Source organism: Actinomadura macrotermitis, assembly GCF_009604375.1.
Taxonomy (GTDB): domain Bacteria; phylum Actinomycetota; class Actinomycetes; order Streptosporangiales; family Streptosporangiaceae; genus Spirillospora; species Spirillospora macrotermitis.
Window position 1 is genome coordinate 199,936 of record NZ_WEGH01000007.1, and the last position, 22,550, is coordinate 222,485.

Below are 22,550 nucleotides of genomic sequence, written 5' to 3' on the forward strand. Positions count from 1 at the left end.
CGCCAGGCTCCGCCCGCCCCGGACACCGCGCCGGGACGGGCGGAGCCTTGCCTTTTTCTCCCTTTTCCCGTGATAACCGGTTGGCTATAGCGCCCGCGAATATAGGTATTAGCCGTTATGGCGCGCGCCGACGATGATTTCGGCTACCTGAACACAGGTGATCGCTCGGGGGAAGACGAAAGGGCATTCCGTATGAGGAGAATTCGCCTGACGGCCGTGGCCGCGGGCTCCGCGGCCGCCGTCCTCGCCCCGCTGGTGGCGACCGGCGCGCAGGCCGCGCCGAAGGACCCCTACGTCCCCACGGTCTGCGGCGACCGGCGTCCCCAGGAGGCCGACCCCGCCGGCTACGGCATGCAGCTGGACGGGACCTTCCGGCACCCGTCGCTGACCCCGCCGGGGGAGGAGCGGCACCCGTTCCCCGGCGGCGCGCAGGATCTTTTCCCGAAGACCAAGGGCTATGACCCGAAATCTTACACTTCCGGGCCGGTCAAGCTGGAGGCCTCCTACCGCGGCAAGGAGTTCACGCCGGACTATTTCCACACCTGGCAGAACATCGTCGACTTCAAGGGCCGGCGCTACCTGTTCCAGTACGACCGCAGCGAGGGCCGCGTCTACGACATCACCGACGTCCGCAAGGTCAAGGTCGTCGAGAAGATGACCCGCGACGACGTGGACGGCGACGAGTCCAAGGCCAACGGCACCTGGGCCGCACACGACATGTGGGGCGCCTCCACCGTCCAGTGGAACAAGAAGCTGAACGCCTACGTGATGGTGCAGAGCTTCGAGGCCAAGCGCCAGGTCGCCGAGCTCGGCGACAGCCCCGAGCGCAGCAAGTTCGGCAACCCCGCCGGAGTCGCCGCGCTGCGCAAGACCGTCCAGCTGAAGGGCTTCAAGGTCTACCGCCTGGACGGGCCGCGCAAGAAGGACTGGAAGCTGCTGTCCACCGTCAGCACCGACGCCACCCAGCGCGACCCCTACAACTCCGACATGACCAAGGGGCAGCAGGGCTCCGGCTCGCTGGACGTGCCGTACTACACCGGCGGCAAGTACATGTTCATCGCCGCCGCGCCGCGCGACAGCTGGGGCAACAGCGAGGTCCCGACGAACCTGTACTCGGCCGGCTACCTCTCCTACGACATGTCCGACCCCGCGCACCCGCGCAAGCTCGGCGAGTGGCACCTGCCCGGCCAGGTCAAGGGCGAGGAGGCCGCGTACCGCAAGAACCCGCGCTGCGGCAACCAGACGTCCTGGAACGGCGCGCGCATGCCGCTGTTCATCCCCAAGCCCGTCGAGGAGGGCGGCCGGTACGGCTTCGCCGCGCAGGGCGGGTTCGGCTTCAGCGTGCTGGACATCTCCGACCCGGCGCACATGAAGACCGTGTCGCACATCGACCTGCCGATGTCGGTCGGCGGCACCGAGGCCGACAACATCGACGTCTCGCAGTACGCCAGGACCGGCATGGTCTACGTCAGCGGCTACCCGCTCGGCGAGGACTGCTACGAGCCCTACAAGGACATCTTCCAGGTCGACGTCCGCAACCCGGCCAAGCCGCGCATCGTCGGCGCCCTGCCGCGCCCGGTCCCGCCGCGCTCGTCCGGGCTCACCGACTTCTGCCAGCGCGGCGGCAGCTTCGGGCCGAAGCGGACGGGCTACTACACCTCGCCCGGCACCCCGCCGAACGGCCTGCTGACCTACGGCTTCTACAACGCCGGCGTGCAGTTCTTCGACGTCAAGGACAAGAGGCACCCCAAGATCGCCGGGCAGTTCGTGCCGGTCGGCTACAGCAAGGACGTCCCGGACTGGGCCCTCGGCAACCAGACCCACGGCGTCTACGTCGAGTGGGACCGCAAGATCGTCTGGGTGCTGACCAACGACGGCATCTACGCGCTGTCGTCGCGCCAGCTGATCGGCAAGCCGCGGCTCGGCGCCCCTTCGGCCCCCTTCCGCAACTCCGGCCTCTGACGTCCCTTATGTGGGCCTGAGTCCCCTTCGCCACCGGTTCCCGGGCCGCAACCGCCCGGGGACCGGGCTTGGCGCTGTTTTTTACCCGGGGAGGCTTGCCAACCGCCGATCGTCGGATAGTGTGGAGCACGTTGCAGTCGTAGTTTCCTCGAACGTTGCTCAATGGGCGCCCGCGGAAGTTTCTAGACAGCGGGCGTTTTTTGCTTTCTCCGGTAACCCGGCGGATTGCAAGACACGGTCCGCACGCAGCCCCGACCGTCGAGGTGGCGGCCGGTGAAGCAATACCCAAGGAGAAAGTCAGCATGGCCGAAGGCACCGTGAAGTGGTTCAACTCCGAAAAGGGCTTCGGGTTCATCGCCCCCGACGGCGGCGGCCCGGACGTTTTCGTCCACTACTCGGCGATCGCCACTCAGGGCTACCGCAGCCTTGAGGAGAACCAGCGCGTCGGTTTCGAGATCACGCAGGGCCAGAAGGGCCCGCAGGCCGAGGGCGTCTACCCGCTCTAAGGTCGCATCTCGACCGAGGCATCCAAGCCTCAGCGAAGGCCCGCACCGCGTCCCAGCGGTGCGGGCCTTCCGCGTTCCCGCAGGTCCGGCCGGTTCAGCGGCGGGTCACCGGCACCCGCCGGGCCGGCCGCAGCGCCCGGCGGACCGGCCGGACCAGCCGCAGCAGCTCCCCGCCGATGTAGACGCCCGTGCCGATCGCGAGCGCGGTGGCCAGGGCCTCGACCAGGATCAGCGCGCCCCGGCCGCTGTCGCCGACGGTGAGCTCCAGCATCCCCCGGTACATGAGCGTGCCGGGCATCAGCGGCGCGATGCACGGCGTGACGCACACCAGCGCCGGGACGCCCCGCCACCGGGCCAGCAGCGTGCCGAGCACGCCGACCAGCGTCGCCGCGACGGCGGTGGCGGGCGCGGCGGGCAGGTGCACCGCCCGCAGCTCCACCAGGACGGACCAGCTCAGCACGCCGCCGACCGCGACCGGCGGCAGGTAGCCGCGCGACACCAGGTGGTAGACGGCGAACGCCATCGCGATGACGGCCGCGCCGAGCGTCTGCGGCGCCGCGACCGAGAACGGCGCCTGCGGCAGGTCGTGCAGCGACACCGGGACGCCCGCGCGGGCGCCGAGGTAGGTGACCAGGCCGACCCCGCCGAGGATCGCGGTGATGGTGAACAGCACCTCCACCAGCCGGGTGGTGCCGGTGACCAGGTCGCCGGCGATGCCGTCCTGCATCGCCGCCACCAGGGCGCGGCCGGGGATCAGCGCGATCAGCACCCCGATGATCACCGTGCCGGACCGCACGTCGGCGCTGCTCCACACCAGCAGCACGGTGACCAGGGTGCCGATCGCGGCGGCCACCCCCATCTGGAAGAAGTCGGCGATGCCGCGGCGGCCGAGCCAGGCGCCGGTCCGGTCGCCCAGCAGCGTCGCCACGAACGCGGCGCAGATCGCCAGCGGGCCGCCGCCGACCAGGGCCGCGCCCGCCGCGCCGAGCAGCGACAGCGCGCCGACCTGCGCCCAGCCCGGGTAGGCGGCGCGGCGGCCGATGATGTCGCCGAGCGCGAACCGGGCCTGCTGCAGGGTGAGCCGCTGCGCGGTGGCGTCGCGGACCAGGTCGGCGACCGCGGCGAGCCGGGTGTAGTTGGGCAGCCGGCGGCGCACCCGGCGCTCGGCGGTCACCGGCGGGCGGCCGCCGCGCGGCAGGTAGGACATCCCGACGACGGCGAGGGTCACGTTCACCTCCGGGTGCGGCAGCCCGTAGGCGCGGCCGATCCGGGTGATGGCCAGGTCGACCGACTCGGCGGTGTCGCCGCCCGCCAGCATCAGCTCGCCGATCCGCAGCGCCAGGTCCATGGCGGCGTAGGAGTCGCCGCCGACGCCCGGCTCGTGCCCGCCGCGCAGGGCGGTCTCCATGGCGGCGAACTCGTTGCCGCCCTGGTTCGCGCGCTCGTCCCCGCCGTCGCCGCCCGCGCCGTTCCGTGCGCCGTTCTGCGCGTCCCCCGACTCCGCCGTCACGGCGGTCGAGCCTAACCAGCGGAAGGACGCCGCCCGGTGCGTCCGGGACGCCATGAAGGATTCTTTGCGCAATCCCCGCGCCGACACCGGGCGATAAGCCGGAATTTCCGTGGCTCTGCTCTAGAACGTCGCTCTAGCGAGTGGTAGGAATCAGGTGCTTATTCCACGGTGATCCCGGGAGTCCCCCCATGTCCTCACGTTCCGCAGCGGTCACGGCCGTCCTCGCCGGCGGGCTGCTCGTCCTTCCCGTCCTGCCCGCGCACGCCGCACCGGCGCCCGCCACGACGGGGAACCGGACGCTGAACATCACCTCGTTCGACGGCACCCGGATCGTCACGAACTTCTTCCCCGCCAAGGGCCTGCCGCCCGGCGGCAGGGCCCCGACGGTGCTGCTCGGGCACGGCTGGGGCGGCCGCGGCGAGACCGACCCCGCCGCCGGGCAGCTCGGCCTGCTGCTGTCGGCCGGCTACAACGTCGTCACCTGGAACGCGCGCGGGTTCGGCTCCGAGGGCGCCGCCAACGTCGACGCCCCGGCCGTCGAGGGCCGCGACGTGCTGAAGCTGATCGACTGGACCGCCCGCCAGCCCGAGGTGCTGCTCGACCGGCCCGGCGACCCGCGCCTCGGCATGGCGGGCGGCAGCTACGGCGGCGGCATCCAGCTCGTCGCGGCGGGGCTGGACCGGCGGGTGGACGTCATCGTCCCGACCGTGGCGTTCCGCAGCGTCACCCGCAGCCTGTACCGCGACCGGATCTACCGGGCCGGCTGGGGCGGCAACCTCTGCCTCGGCGGCGTGGTGAGCGGCAACCGGGTCGCGCCGCAGGTGCTGAAGGGCTGCGCCACCGGCGCGGCGTCCGGGACGCTGACCCCCGACGTGGAGCAGTGGTTCGACCGGGCCGGCGCGAACGACCTGGTCGAGCGGATCCGCATCCCCACCCTGATCCTGCAGGGGACCGTCGACACCCTGTTCACCCTGCGCGAGGGCCTCACCTTCTACCGGCCGATCAAGGCGCACGGCGCGCCGGTGAAGATGATCTGGTTCTGCGGCGGCCACGGCCAGTGCACCACCAAGCCCGGCGACCCGGCCAAGCTCGCCACCGCCACGCTCGCCTGGTTCGCCCGCTATCTGAAGCGCGACGCCTCCGTCCCGACCGGGCCGGGCTTCGAGTACATCGACCAGGACGGCGCCTACCACTCCGCCGCCGCCTATCCGCCGCCCCCGGCCGGGACGCTCAAGGCGGCCGGGAAGGGCAGGATGACGCTCTCCCCGCTGGACAAGTCGGGCACCGCGACGGTCGCGCAGCCCGCTGAGAACGCGATCGAGGTGCCCGTCCCGGCGCCCGCGACCCCCGGAACGGCGGCCGGCGTCCCGCACCTGAAGCTGACCTACCAGGGCCGTGCCCTGCACGGGAGCACCGCGGTGTACGCCCAGCTGGTCGACAAGACGACCGGGCTGGTCGTCGGCAACCAGGCCACCCCGCTGCCGATCCGGCTGGACGGCCGCCGCCGCACCGTCGTGCGGGACCTGGAGGCGGTCTCCTGGAAGATCGGGCCGGCCAGCCGGCTGGTCCTGCAGATCACCCCGGCCACCGGCCTGTTCACCGGCCAGAAGGCGACCGGGTGGGTCGAGGTGGCCAAGGCGTCGCTGACCGTCCCGCGCACCGCCGGTTAACGCGGCGCGCGGTCCAGGCGCTCCCCGGAGCGCAGCCGGTCCAGGCCGAGCCAGATGAACTCGACCGCCATGGACTCGGCGCGCTCGCGGGGGGTGTCGGGGTGCTCCAGCCACCACGACACCATCGACAGCATCGACCCGTACATCAGCGGCACCAGCAGCCGCGCCCGGCGCTCGTTCACCGCCAGCGCGGCGGGCGACAGCTCGGGGTCGACCCGCCGCTTGCGCAGCAGCAGGTCGGCGAACGCCTCGCCGAGCCGGTCGCGCAGCCCCCGCAGCTCCAGCCCGACCTCGTCCTTGTCCAGGTGCCGGATCACCAGGTGCCAGGCGTCGGGCTCGGCGGTGGCGTAGTCGAACAGCACCCGCACCATGGCCCGGATGCCCTCCACCGAGCTCTGCTCGGCCAGCACCGCGCGGTTCAGCCGGCCGGTCAGTTCGGCCACCACGGCCTCGGTGACCTCGGCGAACAGCTCCTCCTTGGAGGCGAAGTGCTGGTAGAGCAGCGCCTTGGACACCTGGGCGGCGGTGGCCACGTGCTCCATCTGGGTGAGGTGGTAGCCGCGGCGCCCGAACTCGCCGAGCGCCTCCCTGAGCAGCTGCTCGCGGCGCCGGGCGTGCGGCATCCGCCGCCGCACCCCCGGTTCCGCGTCCCCCGTGCCGTTCGTCATCTCCCGGTGAACTTACCCAGTTCGGCGCGCGCGACGGAGCGGACGTGCACCTCGTCGGGCCCGTCGGCGAGCCGCAGCGTGCGCAGACCGGCCCACATCGCCGCGAGCGGGGTGTCGTCGGACACGCCGGCGCCGCCGTGGATCTGGATGGCGCGGTCCACCACCTCCAGCGCGACCCGGGGCGCGATCACCTTGATCGCGGCGACCTCGGAGCGGGCCGCCTTGACGCCCTGCTTGTCGATCAGCCACGCGGTCTTCAGGGTGAGCAGCCGCGCCTGCTCGATCGCCATCCGCGACTCGGCGATCTGCTGGCGCACGACGCCCTGCGCGGCGAGCGGCTTGCCGAACGCGACCCGGTCCACCGCGCGCCGGCACATCAGCTCCAGCGCCCGCTCGGCCATGCCGATGGCGCGCATGCAGTGGTGGATGCGGCCCGGCCCGAGGCGGGCCTGCGCGATGGCGAAGCCGCCGCCCTCCTCGCCGACCAGGTTCTCCACCGGGACGCGCACGTCGGTCAGCGTGATCTCGCAGTGCCCGTGCTGGTCGGAGTAGCCGAACACCGGCAGCGGCCGGACGATCTCCACGCCGGGGGTGTCCAGCGGCACCAGCACCATCGACTGCTGCAGGTAGGGGTGGCCGTCGGGGTCGGTCTTGCCCATCACGATCATGATCTTGCAGCGCGGGTCGGCCGAACCGCTGATCCACCACTTGCGGCCGTTGATGACGTAGTGGTCGCCGTCGCGCACGATCGAGGTGGCGATGTTGGTGGCGTCGGAGCTGGCCACCTCCGGCTCGGTCATGCCGAAGGCGCTGCGGATCTCGCCGTTCAGCAGCGGCTCCAGCCACCGCTTCTTCTGCTCGGGGGTGCCGAACAGGTGCAGCACCTCCATGTTGCCGGTGTCGGGCGCGGCGCAGTTGGTCGCCTCGGGCGCCAGGTGCGGGGAGCGGCCGGTGACCTCGGCCAGCGAGGCGTAGTCGGTGACGGAGAGGCCGTGCGCGGGGTCGGTGCTGTCGGGCAGGAACAGGTTCCACAGCCCCCGCCTGCGGGCCTCGGCCTTGAGTTCCTCGACCACCGGCGGCACCGTGTGCTCCTGGCCGGCGGCGCGCAGCTCCGCGCGCTGCTCGGCGTAGCGCGGCTCGGCCGGGTAGACGTGGGAGTCCATGAATTCCTGCAGTCGCCCGTAGTACTCCTGGGCCCGCTCGCTCAAACCGAAGTCCATGGCGCTATAGTAACTGACCAGTCAGTTACTTGGGAGAGGGAGTCCGGATGACCGCGAGCAAGGTGGCAATGATCACCGGCGGGGCCAACGGCATCGGCGCGGCGGCCGCCCGCCGGCTGGCGGGCGAGGGCTGGCGGCTGGTGCTGGCCGACGTCGACGCCGAGCGCGGCACCGCGCTGGCGGCGGAGCTGGACGCGGTGTTCGTCCGCTGCGACGTGCGCGACCCCGCCGACTCGCTGGCCGCCGTCGCCGCCGCCGTGGACGCCCACGGCGGGCTCGACCTGGCCTTCCTCAACGCCGGCGTCGCCTCCGGCTGCACGCTGGACGCCGACTTCGACCCCGAGCTGTACCGCCGCGCGATGGCGATCAACCTCGACGGCGTCGTCTACGGCGTCCGCGCCGCGCTGCCCGCGCTGCGCGCCCGCGGCGGCGGCGACATCGTCGCGACGGCCAGCATGGCCGGCCTCACCGCGACCCCCTTCGACCCGATCTACGGCGCCAACAAGGCCGCCGTGGTCGGCCTGGTCCGCGCCCTCGGCCCCGCGCACGCGGGGGAGGGCGTCCGGGTGAACGCCCTGTGCCCCTCGTTCGCCGACACCGACATCCTCGTCCCGCTGAAGGAGCACCTGGACGAGACCGGCTTCCCGATCCTGGAGGTGTCCGCCGTGGTGGACGCGTTCATGGCGATCCTGGCCGGGCAGGACAGCGGTGAGGCGTGGTTCGTGGTGCCGGGGCGCGAGCCCGGTCCGTTCAAGTTCCGTGGTGTCCCCGGCCCCCGTTAGGAGTCAACGCACATGCGCGCCATCCAGATCACCGAGTTCGGCGGCCCCGAGGTGCTGAACCTCGCCGAGCTGCCCGACCCCGTCGCCGGTCCCGGCCACCTGCTGGTCGAGGTCTCGCGCGCCGGGGTGAACTACGCCGACACCCACCAGGCCGAGAACAGCTACCTGTCCAAGGCCGAGCTGCCGCTCGTGCCCGGCGGCGAGGTCGTCGGCCGCACCCCCGACGGCCGCCGCGTGGTGGCGCTGGTCGGCACCGGCGGCTACGCCGAGAAGGCCGTCGCGCCCGCCGCGCTCGCCTGGGACGTGCCGGACGCCATCGACGACGTGACCGCCCTCGGCATGATCGTGCAGGGCGCGTCGGCGTGGCTGCTGCTCCGCCGCAGCGTGCACCTGGCGCCGGGCGAGTCGGTCGTGGTGCACGCCGCCGCCGGGGGAGTGGGCACCCTCGCCGTCCAGCTCGCCAAGGCCTGGGGCGCGGGCCGCGTCATCGCCACCGCCTCCTCCAAGGACAAGCGGGACCTGGCCCTGGAGCTCGGCGCCGACGTGGCGATCGACGCCGCCGAGCCCGACATGAAGGCCGCGCTCATCGAGGCCAACGAGGGCCGCCGCGTCGACGTCGTCCTGGAGATGACCGGCGGCACCGTCACCGACCAGAGCCTGCGCGCGCTCGCCCCGTTCGGCCGCCTGGCCTTCTACGGCATGGCCTCGCGCACCGCGCCGCAGCCGGTGCAGCCGGCCAACCTGATGGCGCACTCCACCACCATCGCCGGGATGTGGCTCGCGCACGTGTTCCAGCTGCCCGGCGACGTGATGCGCACCGCCCTGGACGAGCTGTTCGCCCTGGTCGCCGAGGGACGGCTGCGCGTGGTGGCGGGCGGCGAGTACGGCCTCGGCGAGGCCCGGCGGGCGCACGAGGACCTGCGCGCCCGCCGCACCAGCGGCAAGCTGGTGATCGACCCCTCCCGCTAGGGCGTGTTTTATGGATCTTGTTCGTCGTGAGCGGCGTCCAGGTGCGTGCATCGCAAGGCGGAGGAGGGAGCCGGCCTGGTTCGGCCGGTGACCGACGACAACGCGGCGAGGTGCGTGCCTGGGCGTCGCGCAACAGGACATAGATCCATAGAACACGCCCTAGCCCTGCTGGCCGACCAGGCCGTTCTCGTAGGCGTACACGACCGCCTGGGTCCGGTCGCGCAGGCCGAGCTTGGTCAGCACGTGCCCGACATGGGTCTTGATCGTCTGCTCGGCGAGCACCAGCTCCGCGGCGATCTCGGCGTTGGACAGGCCCCGCGCGATGAGCCGCAGCACGTCCAGCTCGCGCGGGGTCAGCCCGGCGGTCGCGCCGGGGCTCGGGCGCTCGTGCCGCCGGCGGCGGGCGAAGTCGCCGATCAGCCGGCGGGTGATCGACGGCGCGAGCAGCGCGTCGCCGGCCGCCACGATCCGCACCCCGGCGATCAGGTCGGCGGCCGAGGCGTCCTTCAGCAGGAACCCGCTGGCGCCCGCGCCGAGCGCCTCGTAGACGTACTCGTCCAGGTCGAAGGTGGTCAGCACCAGCACCTTCGGCCGTAGCTCCGCCGGATCGGCGCCCGCCGGATGGTCCCGGCAGAGCTCGGCGGTGGCGGCGAGCCCGTCCATCTCCGGCATCCGGATGTCCATCACCACCACGTCCGGATCGAGCCGCCGGGCGAGGTCGACCGCCTCGCGCCCGTTGCCGGCCTGCCCGATCACCTCGATCTGCGGGTCGGAGGACAGCAGCGCGGCCAGCCCGTCGCGGATCATCACCTGATCGTCAGCGATCAGCACCCGAATCGTCACGCCTGCACCCTAATCCGGATCGCCGTACGGAAGTTCGGCGACGACCGACCAGCCCGGTCCGCGCGGCCCGGCGGCCAGCCGGCCGCCGAGCATCGTCACCCGCTCGCGCATGCCGACCAGGCCGTGCCCGCCGCCGTGTTTGTCGGCGCCGTTCTCGCCGCCGCCGGGAGAGTCGGCGGCCTCGCCGCGCGGCCCGTCGTCGGTCACCTCCACCCGCAGCGCCTGCGGGCCGTAGTGGATCTCGGCCCGCACGGCCGAGCCCGGCGCGTACCGGGCGGCGTTGCTGAACGACTCCTGCACGATGCGGTAGGCCGACAGGTCCACGCCCGCCCCGAGCGACCGGGGCATCCCGACGACCGCCACCTCGATCGTCAGCCCGTAGCGGCGGGCCGTGGCGACCAGGTCGTCCAGCCGCTCCAGGCCGGGCTGCGGGGCGCGCTCGGCGCCCTCGTCGTCCGAGCGCAGCAGCCCGACCACCCGGCGGGTCTCGGTGAGCGCCTCGCGCGCGGCGTCGCGGACCACCTCGAAGGTCTGCCGGGCCGCGGGCGGCATGTCGGTGATCTTGTAGGGCGCCGCCTCGGCCTGCATCGCGATCACCGACATGTGGTGCGCGACCACGTCGTGCAGCTCGCGGGCGATGCGGGCGCGCTCCTCCAGCACCGCCTGGCGGGCCAGGTCCTGGCGGTGCTGCTCGGTGCGCACCCGCAGCTCGGCCTCCGCCGAGCTGCGGCCGCCGATCGCGTCGCCGAGGATCAGCGCCAGCACCACCATCCCCGACAGGATCACCCCGAACCAGCCGGGCATCGCGCCGACCAGCACGACCGGCGCGATGACGCCGAAGATGGTGACCGCGCCGACGCCCGCCGTCGCCTCCCGCGCGCCCGCGAGCGCCACCAGGAACAGCAGGACCAGGAACGCGATCCAGCCGGGCACCGGCCAGGGGAAGAAGTAGCGGCCGCTGAGGACCAGGCCGCCGACCAGGAACCCCAGGGCGCTCACCCGCCAGGCGGCGAGCGGCCAGCGCGCCGAGGCCAGCAGCGGCACCACCTGCGCGGCGGCGAGCAGCCAGGCGACGGTGGTGGGCGGCGGCGGGCGGAAGACGGTGAGCGGGATGGCGATCGTGCCGCCGGTGAGGCCCACCGTCGCCCCGGTGAGCAGGGTCAGGAACAGCACGCGCGCCCACAGCGGCCAGGGCAGACGCGCGCCGGGCGGGTCGTCGGGGCCGGGCAGGAGGGCCTGACGGACGCCGTGCGCCAGGGCGGTGCCCGGCCGGTGCCGGGCGGGATCGGAGTCGTTCATTTGAGGCGAGCCTAGGCCGCGCGCCCCCGGTCCCGCGTGCCTCCTGAGAGGGAGATCGCGACCACCGCCCCCGGTACCGCCCGCCGGATCACCGGCGCCGGCTTCACGCTGCGTGAGCGGCGGAGGTCCCCGTTCCCCGGCGCGCGCCGCCCCGCCCGGCCGCCGCGCATGCCGCCGGTACTGCGGCATGTGGCTGGCCTGCGGCAATGGATCTTCCTGCATAAGGCCAGGGCGATGGGGAAGATTCACGATATGGCCACTCACAGTAGCGGTGCGCAGCCGTCCCCGGCATCGAAAGAGGACGGCCCGTCCCACGCGACGGCCACCGCGGCGCTGCTGGCGTGCGCGGCCGCGCTCGGCGGCTTCCTCTTCGGCTACGACACCTCGGTGATCAACGGCACCGTGGACGCCCTGAAGTCCCAGTTCCACCTGAACTCGGTGGTGGTGGGCCTGGTGGTCTCCGCGGCGCTGCTCGGCTGCGCGGTCGGCGCCTGGTTCGCCGGGCCGCTCGCCGACCGGCTCGGCCGGATCCGCGTCATGCAGATCGCGGCGCTGCTGTTCTTCGTCAGCGCGGTCGGCTCGGCGCTCGCCTTCAACGCCGTCGACCTCACCTTCTGGCGGGTGGTCGGCGGCCTGGCCATCGGCGCCGCCTCGGTCATCGCGCCCGCCTACATCGCCGAGGTCGCGCCCGCCTCGATGCGCGGCCGGCTCGGCTCGCTGCAGCAGCTGGCGATCGTGCTCGGCATCTTCGCCGCCCTCGTCGCCGACTACATCATCGCCGAGGTGTCGGACGGCGGCGCGGCCGGGGACTTCCCCTGGGGCGGCTCGGCGTGGCGGTGGATGTTCGCCAGCGCCGCCGTGCCCGCGCTGCTGTACGGGGCGATCGCCACCACCATCCCCGAGTCGCCGCGCTACCTGGTCAAAAAGCACGAGCTCGGGCGCGCCCGCCAGGTGCTCGGCCGGCTGATGCCGCCGCCGGAGGTGGACGCCAAGGTCGGCGAGATCGTCAAGTCGGTCAAGAGCGACCGGCGGGTCCGGCTGTCCGACCTCAAGGGCGACCGGTTCGGGCTGAAGCCGATCGTGTGGACCGGCATCCTGCTGTCGGTGTTCCAGCAGTTCGTCGGCATCAACGTGATCTTCTACTACTCCTCCACGCTGTGGCAGTCGGTCGGCTTCAGCGAGGGCGACGCCATGCTCACCTCGGTGATCACCTCGATCACCAACATCGTCACCACGCTCATCGCGATCGCGCTGGTGGACAAGGTCGGCCGCCGGCCGCTGCTGCTCGCCGGCGCCGCCGGCATGACGGTCACGCTCGCGGTGATGACGGTCTGCTTCGCCACCGCCCCGCTGGTGGACGGCAAGCCCGCGCTCGGCGACGTGGCCGGGCCCACCGCGCTGATCGCCGCCAACCTCTACGTGCTCGCCTTCGGCGCCACCTGGGGCCCGGTGGTGTGGGTGCTGCTCGGCGAGATGTTCAACAACTGGATCCGCACCTCGGCCCTCGCGGTCGCCGCCGCCGCCCAGTGGATCGCCAACTGGATCATCACCACCTCCTTCCCCGGCATGGCCTCGGTCAGCCTCGGCCTGGCCTACGGCACCTACGCGGTGTTCGCCGCCCTGGCCTTCGTCTTCGTCTTCAAGGCGGTGCCCGAGACCAAGGGCCGCGAGCTGGAGGACATGGACTCCCTGCACGCGCCGGGCCACGGCCGGTCCCGTACGGGCGAGGAGCCCGTGCGCTAACATGGGAGGCATGATGGCGGCCGCGCAGGAGACGACGACGCCGGGTACGCCCCGGCGCCGCGGTCGCATGTCCTGAACGTGCAGACGGCAAGGCCCCGGGAATCCGTTCCCGGGGCCTTGCTGCTTTGCGAGTCGCTAATCTGAGCCCGCTGAACCCACACCCACTGTCCGCACACCCGAGGGAGAAACCCGTGTCCACCGTGTCAGAGCTGCGCATCAATCTCGACGGGAGCGATCGAGTGGTGCCCGCCGGCACGACCGCCGGGCAGGCCCTGGACGCCGACGGCCGCACCGTCATCGCCGCCCGCGTGGACGGCGAGCTGCGCGACCTGGAGTACCCGGTGGCGGACGGCGAGCGGATCGAGCCGGTGGAGATCGGCTCGGTCGACGGCCGGGCGATCATGCGCCACTCCGCCGCGCACGTGATGGCGCAGGCCGTCCAGGAGCTGTTCCCCGAGGCCAAGCTCGGCATCGGCCCGCCGGTGGAGAACGGCTTCTACTACGACTTCGACGTCGCCGAGCCGTTCACCCCCGACGACCTGAAGCGCATCGAGAAGCGGATGCGCGAGATCGTCAAGCAGGGGCAGCGGTTCGCGCGCCGGGTGGTCTCCGACGACGAGGCCCGCGCCGAGCTGGCCGGCGAGCCTTACAAGCTGGAGCTCATCGGGCTGAAGGGCGCGGCGTCCTCCGACGACGGCGCCGACGTGGAGGTGGGCGCCGGCGAGCTCACCATCTACGACAACCTGGACGCCAAGTCGGGCGAGCTGCAGTGGAAGGACCTGTGCCGCGGCCCGCACCTGCCGACCACCCGCGTCATCCCGGCGTTCAAGCTCATGCGCACCGGCGGCGCGTACTGGCGCGGCAGCGAGAAGAACCCGCAGCTGCAGCGCATCTACGGCACCGCCTGGGAGTCGCGCGAGCGCCAGGACGAGCACCTGAAGATGCTGGAGGAGGCCGAGAAGCGCGACCACCGCAAGCTCGGCGCCGAGCTCGACCTGTTCTCCTTCCCGAACCAGATCGGCAGCGGCCTGGCGGTCTTCCACCCGAAGGGCGGCGTGGTCCGCCGGGTGATGGAGGACTACTCGCGCCGCCGGCACGAGGAGGAGGGGTACGAGTTCGTCAACACCCCCCACATCACCAAGGGGCACCTGTTCGAGACCTCCGGCCACCTCGGCTGGTACAAGGACGACATGTTCCCGGCGATGGAGGTGGACGGGGCCGACTACTACCTCAAGCCGATGAACTGCCCGATGCACAACCTGATCTTCGACGCGCGCGGGCGGTCCTACCGGGAGCTGCCGCTGCGGCTGTTCGAGTTCGGCAGCGTCTACCGGTTCGAGAAGTCCGGCGTGGTGCACGGCCTCACCCGCGTCCGCGGCATGACCCAGGACGACGCGCACATCTACTGCACCCGCGAGCAGATGGGCGGCGAGATCAAGAGCCTGCTGCGGTTCGTGCTCGGCCTGCTGCGCGACTACGGCCTGAACGAGTTCTACCTGGAGCTGTCCACCAGGGACGACTCGGAGAAGTTCATCGGCTCGGCCGAGAACTGGGAGACCGCCACCGAGGCGCTGCGCGAGGCGGCGGTGGAGACCGGCCTGGACCTGGTGCCCGACCCCGGCGGCGCGGCGTTCTACGGCCCCAAGATCTCGGTGCAGGCCCGCGACGCGATCGGCCGGACCTGGCAGCTGTCCACCATCCAGGTCGACTTCAACCAGCCCGAGCGGTTCGGCCTGGAGTACCAGGCCGCCGACGGCACCCGGCAGCGTCCCGTCATGATCCACCGGGCGCTGTTCGGGTCGATCGAGCGGTTCTTCGGCGTACTGCTGGAGCACTACGCGGGCGCGATGCCGCCGTGGCTGGCGCCCGTCCAGGTGACCGGCATCCCGATCGGCGACGCGCACGTCCCGCACCTGGAGCGGATCGCCGGGCTGCTGCGCGCGCGCGGCATCCGGGTCGAGGTGGACACCTCCGCCGACCGGATGCAGAAGAAGATCCGCAACGCGCAGAAGCAGAAGGTCCCGTTCATGCTGCTGGCCGGTGACGAGGACGTCGCCAAGGACGCGGTGTCGTTCCGCTACCGCAGCGGCGAGCAGAAGAACGGCGTCTCGATCGAGGAGGCGGTCGAGGAGATCGTCAAGACCGTCGAGGCGCGCGTCCAGATCTGACCGGGCCGTGCGGCCGGCCCCCGCCCGCGCGGGGGCCGGCCGCCGCCGGCCTGGGCGCCGGGGCGGCGCGGAGTTGGTAGCCTCAGCGGTCACTTGTCACGACCCGGGGAGAATGCGGATGAAGTCCACGAGAGGTGCCCGTGGTGCGCGGCCGATCTGGGGCCGGGTCGCCGGTTACGGCGGCGCCGGGCTGCTCGTGGTCATCGCCGTGGCGGTGCTGCTGATGCCGCTGTTCGACAAGGACCCGGTGGGCGGCGGGCCGGCGGCCGGGGCGGGCCCGGCCCAGGGGACCGGGCCCGGGACGGTGCCCGGGCAGGGCGGCGGCGTGCCCACGACCCCGGGCAACCCGGTGCCGCAGCAGAACAACGGCGGCCGGCCGTATCCCGGCGGCCGCACCCCGCAGCAGAACCAGCAGGGCGGCAATCCCAACATCGGGCCGCAGTACCCCGCGCCGGGCGGGACCGCCCTCACCTGGTGCCCGGAGGGGACCGCGGTCTACCGGGCGGTGCAGGGCGGCGTCGACCTGCTGATCAGCGTCACCGCGAGCGGCCTGGTCCGGGCCGAGATGACGCTCGGCGGGCGCGAGCCGGAGGTCAGGCAGGCCACGGTGAAGGCGGGCCGGCCGCACACCTTCCGCTTCCAGGGGATCTCCCCGGCGCTGGTGCAGCGGGTGAAGATCACCACGGTGTCGATCGGCGCCGCGATGGAGACCTGCTACGCCCGTCCCGCCTCCTGATCCGGGGCGGGCCGGCGCTCAGGCGCCCGGCAGCCGCACGTCCTCGACCGTCACGTTGACGGCGGCCACCCGCCGGCCGAGCATCAGCCCGGCGACGCGGGTGACGTTGGCCCGCACGTTGCGCGCCACCTCCATGATCACGCTGCCGTACTCCACGGCCACCAGCAGGTCCAGCGTCACCTCGTCGTCGCGCAGCAGGACGCGCACCCCGGGCCGGTCCGGCCGCGCGGCGCCCGCGGGCCCGGCGCCGTCCGCGCGCCGCCCGCCGAGCCCGGCGACCCCGGCGACCTCCAGCGCGGCCAGCACGGCGATCTTCTCGACGACCTCGTCCTCGATGTTGATCAGGCCCGGCGGGTCCGTGGCGGAGGCGGTCCCCCCGAAGGCGAGGCCCGGCGCGGGCGGAACGGGCGGCGCGGCCGTCGGCGCGGCGAGCGGCGGGCCGCCGGGCGGGCCGGGGAAGAAGGGCATGGACCTGCCCTCGGAGTACGGGTCCTGCCCGCCGCCGTCCGGATGGCCCTTGCCGAGGTCGGTCATCGCGCGGCTCCCAGAGCGTGTCGGTCGTCCCTGTGCCGGTCCATGGTGCCGGGTGCGCACGACGCCCGTCGATACCCGGGGAACATACCGTCCGGACTTGTTCACGCCGGGTGTTCCGGGGCGTCGCCGGGGAGCCCGGATACAGGGCATCGCCCATCTCTCTCTATGCTGCTGGACAGGCCGTGAACAAAGGAGAGCGCCGCCTTGAGCGTAGAGCCGGAGGAGCACGTGGTGCAGGAGGCGCGCTCGGACGCGCCCGGACCGGGCCCGCAGCCCGTGCCGGAGCCCCTGTTCGAGGAGGAACGCGGGGGCGCGGGCGTCGCCGACAACTTCCAGCGGCTCTGGACGCCGCACCGGATGGCCTACATCAAGGGCGAGAACAAGCCGACCGGGGCCGGCGCCGAGGACGGCTGCCCGTTCTGCGAGATCCCCAAGATGTCCGACGAGGACGGGCTGATCGTGGCCCGGGGCCGCGCGGTCTACGCGGTGCTGAACCTCTACCCCTACAACTCCGGCCACCTCATGGTCGTCCCCTACCGGCACGTCGCCGACTACACCGAGCTGGACGCCGGGGAGTACACCGAGCTGGCCGAGCTGACCCGGCGGGCGCTCACCGCGCTGCGCAAGGCGAGCGGCGCGCAGGGCTTCAACGTCGGCCTGAACCTCGGCCAGGTCGCGGGCGCCGGCATCGCCGCGCACCTGCACCAGCACATCGTGCCGCGGTGGGGCGGCGACACCAACTTCATGCCGGTGGTCGGGCACACCCGGGTGCTGCCGCAGCTGCTGCGCGACACCCGCCAGATCATCGCCGACGCCTGGCCGGGAGAGGACTGACATGGCCCGGACCGACATGCCCCCGCGGGAACGCCCGGTGCTGGTCTACGACGGCGACTGCGGCTTCTGCACCACCTCGGTGCGGTTCCTGGAGCGCCGGGTGCCCACCTCGGCCGAGGTGGTGGCGTACCAGTTCGCCGATCTGGACGCGCTCGGCGTCACCGCCGAGCGGGCCGGGTACGAGGTGCTGTGGGTCGCCCGCGACGGGCGGGTGTCGGGCGGCGCGGAGGCGATCGGGCGGCTGCTCACCGACGCCGGCGGCCTCTGGCGCGTGCCCGGCGTGCTCATGCGGGTCGCGCCGGTGAGCTGGGTCGCGCACGCCGTCTACCGGCTGGTCGCGAACAACCGCCAGCGGATGCCCGGCGGCACCGCCGCGTGCGCGCTGCCCGCCGCGCAGCGGCCCGGCACGGGCGGCTAGGACGACGCGAGCGGCGTCCCCGCGGGGACGGCCGCCGCGGGCTCGGCGCCCTGCGGCCTCCCGCCGGGAAGCCGCTCCGACAGGCGCTCCAGCGGCAGGAACGCGGCCAGCCAGATCGCGTGCGGCAGGAAGTGGATGCTCATCAGCGCGTAGGTGACCGCGTGGAAGCCGGCGAAGCCGAGCACGGCCAGGTGGAGCGGGCGGCCGCGCAGGAACAGCAGCGCCGGCGAGGCGGTCTCGGCGGCCATCGTGAACCACTGGCTGATCTTCAGCGGCACCGGGTAGTCGATGAGCAGGCGGCCGAGCGGCGAGCCGCGGCGGCTGAGCGCCCACTGCGTGGTGGACCCGTTCGGCCAGGCGGGGAAGCCGCCGAAGCGCACCTTGGCCCACGCCGACAGGAAGTAGGCGGCGACGACCGCGACCTGGACGCAGCGCGCCGCCCAGGCGCCGGCCTCGGTCCCGGCCCGGTCGCGCAGCCCGGCCCGCCCGGCGGTCGGCAGCACCAGCAGCGCCACCACCAGCGCCAGGTGGTCGTGGTCGACCTTGCCGTAGGACATGCTGACCAGCACCCACCACAGGTAGCCGAACGCGGCGGTGAACCCCGCGACGCGGGTGAGGCGCCCGGTCGCGGCGACCAGCCCGGCGACGACGACCACGGCCAGCAGCGCGTACATCGCGCCCGGGGCGGGGGCGGGGATGTGCAGCCAGCGGGCGAGGCGCACCGGCTGGTAGAGGTCGGCGGGCAGTTCGGCGTGCGCGAGCGTGCTGTTGGTCAGCAGCAGCATGTCGAACGGCAGGAACCCGTAGGCCAGGACGCGCAGCCAGGCGATCCGGGCGCGGGGGACCGGGGCGTACCACCAGTGCCGCCAGGCGGCGGCGGGGCCGGTCACCGCACGTCCCAGGAGACGCGGTTGCTCGTGCGGACCGCGACGACGCGGCCGTGCTCCAAGGTCTTCACCTGCGACACCACATAGATCCTGGTCAGGCGGGGCGCGTCCGGGCGCAGCCGGCGCTGGGCGTCGGCGATGCCCTGCAGCAGCGACGGGTCGCGGACGAACCGCCCCATCTGCCCCTCCACCTCGGCGCGTTTCATGCCGGCGCCGACGGCGTCCATGGACAGCTTGACGTGCGTCCCGGCCACGGTGTCGGCCTCCAGCCAGTGCGAGTTGATCTCCCCGCCGTCGCTCTTCACCGAGAAGGCGAACTGGCTCATCGGGCCGATCGGGAAGTCGTCGTCGGTGCCGTAGGAGCTGGTGTAGAACAGGGCCCCGATGACGGCCGCCGCGGCGAGGGAACGCCACAGCCGGCCGAGCGTGCTGAGTTGCGCGACCCCCGGATTCACGGGCCTAGCCTAACGCCGTCCGGCGGCCCGATCACGAGGGCCGCGGAGTGCGGCCGGGGGAGCGCACGCCCGCCTGCCGCAGCTCGGAGACGGTGACGAACTCGAAGCCGCGGCGGCGCAGCCCGGCGATCATCTCGGGCAGCCGCCGGATCGCCTCCAGCCGGCTCGGCCGGCCGACGTCGTGGGCGAGCAGCACCGTGCCCGGCCGGGCGTTGTCGACCACGCCCTCGACCAGGGCCCGCGGGTCGCGGGCCAGCCTGCTGTCCTGCACCAGCAGCGACCAGAGCGCGATGTCGTAGCCGTGCTGGGCGGCCACGTGCACCGTGGTGCCGCCGAGGCGCCCCCACGGCGGCCGCAGCAGCCGCGGCTCCTTGCCGGTGAGCCTGGTGATCGCCACGTGGGTGCGGTGCACCGTGCGGTACCCGGCGGTGCGGCCGAGCCGGGACAGGTCGTCGTGGCCCCAGGTGTGGTTGCCGAGCTCGTGCCGGGCCAGCCGGGCGCCGAGCCCGGCGGCGTGGCGCTCCAGCCGGGAGCCCACCACGAAGAAGGTCGCCCGGACCCGCGCCTCCTCCAGCGCGTCCAGCGCCAGCGGGGTCCAGCGCGGCAGCGGCCCGTCGTCGAAGGTGAGCGCGACCAGCCGCTCGGCCGTGTTCACCGACCAGATGATGTCGACCTGCCGCTCGGGCGCCATCCAGGAGTCGACCGACGCGGCCGACGCCGGCGTGCCGTCCTCACCGAACGCGCGCTGCGCGAAGGCCCCGGCGCCGCCCCCGAGCGCCACCCCGCCCGCCCCGATCAGCAGCCCCTTGACCAGTGAGCGGCGGTCCGGCCGGGCCGGCGGAGATATGTCCGCCGATGGGGAGTTATGTGGTTGTGAATCCCGTGTGCGCCCCATGACCTTTTCAGAATCCCACGGCGGGGAGACACGGTCATCGGCCCGATGAACGACCTGAACGCCGCCTGATGTCAACCTGAAGAATGAGGGAACGTCCTGCCACCGGCTTATACGGGCCGGCGGCAGGACGGCGGCGTCCTCCGGCCGGTCAGCCGGCCCGCTCGGCGGCGGCGACCTTGTCGGTCAGCTGCGGCGGCAGCGGCTCGTACCGCAGGAACGCGCGGCTGAACGTGCCGGTGCCCTGCGACAGCGACCGCAGGTCGGTGGCGTAGCGGACGATCTCCAGCTGCGGCACCTCCGCCTTGATCAGGGTGCGGCCGCCCGGCACCGTCTCGGTGCCGAGCACCCGGCCGCGCCGCGCGGACAGGTCCGACATGACCGAGCCCACGTACTCGTCGGCGATCAGCACCGCGACCTCGTCCACCGGCTCCAGCAGCAGGACCGGCACCTTGGCCGCGGCGTCCTTCAGCGCGAGCGCGCCCGCCGCCTGGAAGGCCATGTCGGAGGAGTCGACCGAGTGCGCCTTGCCGTCGAACAGGGTGACCTTGAGGTCAACCAGCGGGTACCCCGCGGCCACGCCGCGCGCCATCTGCTGCCGCACGCCCTTCTCCACCGACGGGATGAACTGCCGCGGCACCACCCCGCCGACGATCTTGTCGACGAACTCCAGGCCCGACCCGGGCGGCAGCGGCTCCACCTCCACCTGGCAGATGCCGTACTGCCCGTGCCCGCCGCTCTGCTTGACGTGCCGGCCGAGCCCCTCGGCCCGCCCGCCGAACGTCTCGCGCAGCGGCACCCGCGGCTCGACCCGCTCCACCTCCACGCCGTAACGGGTGCGCAGCCGCTCGATCAGCACGTCGGCGTGCGCCTCGCCCATGCACCACAGCACCAGCTGGTGGGTCTCGGCGTTGTTCTCCAGCCGCAGCGTCGGGTCCTCGGCGACCAGGCGGGCCAGCGCCTGGCCGAGCTTGTCCTCGTCGGCCTTGGACCGCGCCCGGATCGCCGCCGGCAGCAGCGGGTCGGGCATCGACCAGGGCGCCATCAGCATCGGCGCGGCCGGGTCCGACAGGGTGTCGCCGGTCTCGGCCCGGGTCAGCTTGGCCACCGCGCAGATGTCGCCCGCCGCGCACGAGGCCATCGGGCGCTGCGCCTTGCCGAGCGGGGAGCCGAGCGCGCCGACCCGCTCGTCCACGTCGTGGTCCTCGTGGCCGCGGTCCGCCAGGCCGTGCCCGGACACGTGCACCACCGTGTCGGGGCGCAGCGTCCCGGAGAACACCCGCACCAGCGAGATCCGGCCGACGTAGGGGTCGGACGTCGTCTTGATCACCTCGGCCACCAGCGGCCCGTCCGGATCGCACGCCACCGCCTTGGGCGGCCCGCCCTTCACCGCGGTCACCGGCGGGACGGCGTGCTCGGCCGGGCACGGGAACGCCTGCGTGACGACCTCCAGCAGCTCGCGCATCCCGATCACCGGCCCGGGGTGGTCGCCGTGCGGGACCGAGGTGGTCAGCACCGGGTAGAAGCTGCCGCGCGCGACCGCGGTCTCCAGGTCGGCGATGAGCGCCTTGACGTCGATCTCCTCGCCGCCGACGTAGCGCTCCATGAGCGACTCGTCCTCGCTCTCCTGGATGATCCCCTCGATCAGCGCGCCGCGCAGCTCGGCGATCCGGTCCAGCAGCGCCGGGTCGGGGTCGCACTCGCGCCGCCCGTCACCGGAGTAGTCGAAGCAGCGCTGGGTGAGCAGCCCGACCAGCGCGGTCGGCCGGTCGCCCTCGCCGACCGGGAAGTAGCACGGCAGCACGCCCTCGCCGAAGGCGTCCTGGCAGGTCGCCAGCACCTCGTCGAAGTCGCCGCGCTGCTGGTCGATCTTGGTGATGACGACCGCGCGGGGCATCCCCACCGCCGCGCACTCCTCCCACAGCAGCCGGGTGACCCCGTCGACGCCGTCCACCGCCGAGACCACGAACAGCGCCGCGTCGGCGGCCCGCAGCCCGGCCCGCAGATCGCCGGTGAAGTCGGCGTACCCGGGCGTGTCGATCAGGTTGACCTTGACGTCGCCGGCCATGAACGGCACGACCGCCAGGTTGACCGAGCGCTGCTGGCGCACCTCCACCTCGTCGAAGTCGCCGACCGTGGTGCCCTCCTCGACCCGGCCGGCCCGCTGGATCGTGCCGGTCTCGGCCAGCAGCGCCTCGGCCAGGGTCGTCTTGCCCGCCCCCGAATGGCCGACCAGCACGACGTTGCGCACCTTGTCGGGCCGGCCGGCCTCCGGTGCCCTGCCGGGGGCTCCCGGATGGCCTCCCTTGTCCGCCATGACTACCTCCTCGGACGGGGCCCCCGGGACGGGGGCCGCGTGCGGCTCGGGCCCGGCCCTTCCCGGGCCCGGCCCCGGCGTCCGAGTGCGGCGTCCGGCCTCAGCGACGTGCGTGACCGTCGTCACACCCGTACCAC

Annotated in this window: 20 protein-coding genes; 10 read left to right on the forward strand and 10 right to left on the reverse strand. The window is 73.1% G+C overall.

The window, feature by feature from the left end:
- The first annotated feature begins 192 nt into the window (after positions 1-192).
- Both ACRB68_RS39240 and ACRB68_RS39245 read left to right on the forward strand, forming a co-directional pair.
- Positions 193-1,962: an LVIVD repeat-containing protein gene (locus ACRB68_RS39240; protein ID WP_153541964.1), complete on the forward strand. Its 1,770-nt coding sequence runs from the start codon at positions 193-195 to the stop codon at positions 1,960-1,962.
- A 302-nt stretch (positions 1,963-2,264) separates the two neighbouring features.
- A complete protein-coding gene (locus ACRB68_RS39245; RefSeq protein WP_153541966.1) occupies positions 2,265-2,468 on the forward strand; it encodes a cold-shock protein in 204 nt (67 codons plus the stop codon).
- A gap of 94 nt (positions 2,469-2,562) precedes the next feature.
- Here the strand turns inward: ACRB68_RS39245 and ACRB68_RS39250 are convergent, their stop codons facing one another.
- The gene (locus ACRB68_RS39250; RefSeq protein ID WP_328595329.1) at positions 2,563-3,978 is read right to left on the reverse strand and encodes a threonine/serine exporter family protein; all 1,416 of its coding nucleotides are present in this window, start codon (positions 3,976-3,978) and stop codon (positions 2,563-2,565) included.
- A 188-nt stretch (positions 3,979-4,166) separates the two neighbouring features.
- On the opposite strand from ACRB68_RS39250, the gene ACRB68_RS39255 reads away from it, so the two are divergent.
- The gene (locus ACRB68_RS39255; RefSeq protein WP_153541971.1) at positions 4,167-5,648 is read left to right on the forward strand and encodes an alpha/beta hydrolase family protein; all 1,482 of its coding nucleotides are present in this window, start codon (positions 4,167-4,169) and stop codon (positions 5,646-5,648) included.
- On the opposite strand, the gene ACRB68_RS39260 is transcribed toward ACRB68_RS39255, so the two are convergent.
- Together ACRB68_RS39260 and ACRB68_RS39265 are read right to left on the reverse strand one after the other, a co-directional pair.
- A complete protein-coding gene (locus tag ACRB68_RS39260) occupies positions 5,645-6,316 on the reverse strand; it encodes a TetR/AcrR family transcriptional regulator (RefSeq protein WP_153541973.1) in 672 nt (223 codons plus the stop codon). The genes ACRB68_RS39255 and ACRB68_RS39260 overlap by 4 nt on opposite strands.
- A complete protein-coding gene (locus tag ACRB68_RS39265; RefSeq protein ID WP_153541975.1) occupies positions 6,313-7,536 on the reverse strand; it encodes an acyl-CoA dehydrogenase family protein in 1,224 nt (407 codons plus the stop codon). The genes ACRB68_RS39260 and ACRB68_RS39265 overlap by 4 nt, the downstream gene beginning before the upstream one ends.
- 47 nt (positions 7,537-7,583) lie before the next feature.
- Here ACRB68_RS39265 and ACRB68_RS39270 point away from each other — a divergent pair, with 47 nt between their 5' ends.
- On the forward strand, positions 7,584-8,318 hold the full coding sequence (locus ACRB68_RS39270; RefSeq protein ID WP_153541977.1) for an SDR family oxidoreductase: 735 nt from the start codon (positions 7,584-7,586) through the stop codon (positions 8,316-8,318).
- A gap of 12 nt (positions 8,319-8,330) precedes the next feature.
- The gene (locus ACRB68_RS39275) at positions 8,331-9,287 is read left to right on the forward strand and encodes a quinone oxidoreductase family protein (protein ID WP_153541979.1); all 957 of its coding nucleotides are present in this window, start codon (positions 8,331-8,333) and stop codon (positions 9,285-9,287) included.
- A 159-nt stretch (positions 9,288-9,446) separates the two neighbouring features.
- On the opposite strand, the gene ACRB68_RS39280 is transcribed toward ACRB68_RS39275, so the two are convergent.
- Positions 9,447-10,130, reverse strand: a complete 684-nt coding sequence (locus ACRB68_RS39280) for a response regulator transcription factor (RefSeq protein WP_328595330.1) — start codon at positions 10,128-10,130, stop codon at positions 9,447-9,449.
- Positions 10,131-10,139: 9 nt separating this feature from the next.
- Positions 10,140-11,429: a sensor histidine kinase gene (locus tag ACRB68_RS39285; RefSeq protein WP_153541981.1), complete on the reverse strand. Its 1,290-nt coding sequence runs from the start codon at positions 11,427-11,429 to the stop codon at positions 10,140-10,142.
- A gap of 252 nt (positions 11,430-11,681) precedes the next feature.
- Here ACRB68_RS39285 and ACRB68_RS39290 point away from each other — a divergent pair, with 252 nt between their 5' ends.
- From ACRB68_RS39290 to ACRB68_RS39300, 3 genes are all read left to right on the forward strand, one after another.
- Entirely contained in the window at positions 11,682-13,172 is a 1,491-nt protein-coding gene (locus ACRB68_RS39290; protein ID WP_153541983.1) for a sugar porter family MFS transporter, read from the forward strand.
- Between the two features lie 191 nt (positions 13,173-13,363).
- A complete protein-coding gene (gene thrS, locus ACRB68_RS39295) occupies positions 13,364-15,340 on the forward strand; it encodes a threonine--tRNA ligase (protein WP_328595331.1) in 1,977 nt (658 codons plus the stop codon).
- Between the two features lie 118 nt (positions 15,341-15,458).
- On the forward strand, positions 15,459-16,076 hold the full coding sequence (locus ACRB68_RS39300) for a hypothetical protein (RefSeq protein WP_153541985.1): 618 nt from the start codon (positions 15,459-15,461) through the stop codon (positions 16,074-16,076).
- 18 nt (positions 16,077-16,094) lie between these two features.
- Here the strand turns inward: ACRB68_RS39300 and ACRB68_RS39305 are convergent, their stop codons facing one another.
- Positions 16,095-16,610 carry an Asp23/Gls24 family envelope stress response protein gene (locus tag ACRB68_RS39305; RefSeq protein ID WP_153541987.1) on the reverse strand — a complete coding sequence of 172 codons (516 nt, stop codon included), beginning with the start codon at positions 16,608-16,610 and terminating at the stop codon, positions 16,095-16,097.
- Positions 16,611-16,814: 204 nt separating this feature from the next.
- Between ACRB68_RS39305 and ACRB68_RS39310 the strand changes: the two genes are divergently transcribed.
- Together ACRB68_RS39310 and ACRB68_RS39315 are read left to right on the forward strand one after the other, a co-directional pair.
- Positions 16,815-17,444, forward strand: coding sequence for an HIT family protein (locus ACRB68_RS39310; protein ID WP_407924339.1), 630 nt, complete (start codon positions 16,815-16,817; stop codon positions 17,442-17,444).
- 1 nt (position 17,445) lies between these two features.
- A complete protein-coding gene (locus ACRB68_RS39315) occupies positions 17,446-17,862 on the forward strand; it encodes a thiol-disulfide oxidoreductase DCC family protein (protein ID WP_235960964.1) in 417 nt (138 codons plus the stop codon).
- Here ACRB68_RS39315 and ACRB68_RS39320 read toward each other — a convergent pair.
- The 4 genes from ACRB68_RS39320 to ACRB68_RS39335 all read right to left on the reverse strand — a co-directional run bounded on the left by ACRB68_RS39320 (position 17,859) and on the right by ACRB68_RS39335 (position 22,413).
- On the reverse strand, positions 17,859-18,752 hold the full coding sequence (locus tag ACRB68_RS39320) for an HTTM domain-containing protein (RefSeq protein WP_153541989.1): 894 nt from the start codon (positions 18,750-18,752) through the stop codon (positions 17,859-17,861). The genes ACRB68_RS39315 and ACRB68_RS39320 overlap by 4 nt on opposite strands.
- On the reverse strand, positions 18,749-19,204 hold the full coding sequence (locus ACRB68_RS39325) for a hypothetical protein (protein ID WP_153541991.1): 456 nt from the start codon (positions 19,202-19,204) through the stop codon (positions 18,749-18,751). The genes ACRB68_RS39320 and ACRB68_RS39325 overlap by 4 nt, the downstream gene beginning before the upstream one ends.
- A 31-nt stretch (positions 19,205-19,235) precedes the next feature.
- On the reverse strand, positions 19,236-19,985 hold the full coding sequence (locus ACRB68_RS39330) for a polysaccharide deacetylase family protein (RefSeq protein ID WP_194293622.1): 750 nt from the start codon (positions 19,983-19,985) through the stop codon (positions 19,236-19,238).
- A gap of 262 nt (positions 19,986-20,247) precedes the next feature.
- Positions 20,248-22,413: an elongation factor G-like protein EF-G2 gene (locus ACRB68_RS39335; protein WP_153541995.1), complete on the reverse strand. Its 2,166-nt coding sequence runs from the start codon at positions 22,411-22,413 to the stop codon at positions 20,248-20,250.
- Positions 22,414-22,550 lie beyond the last annotated feature (137 nt).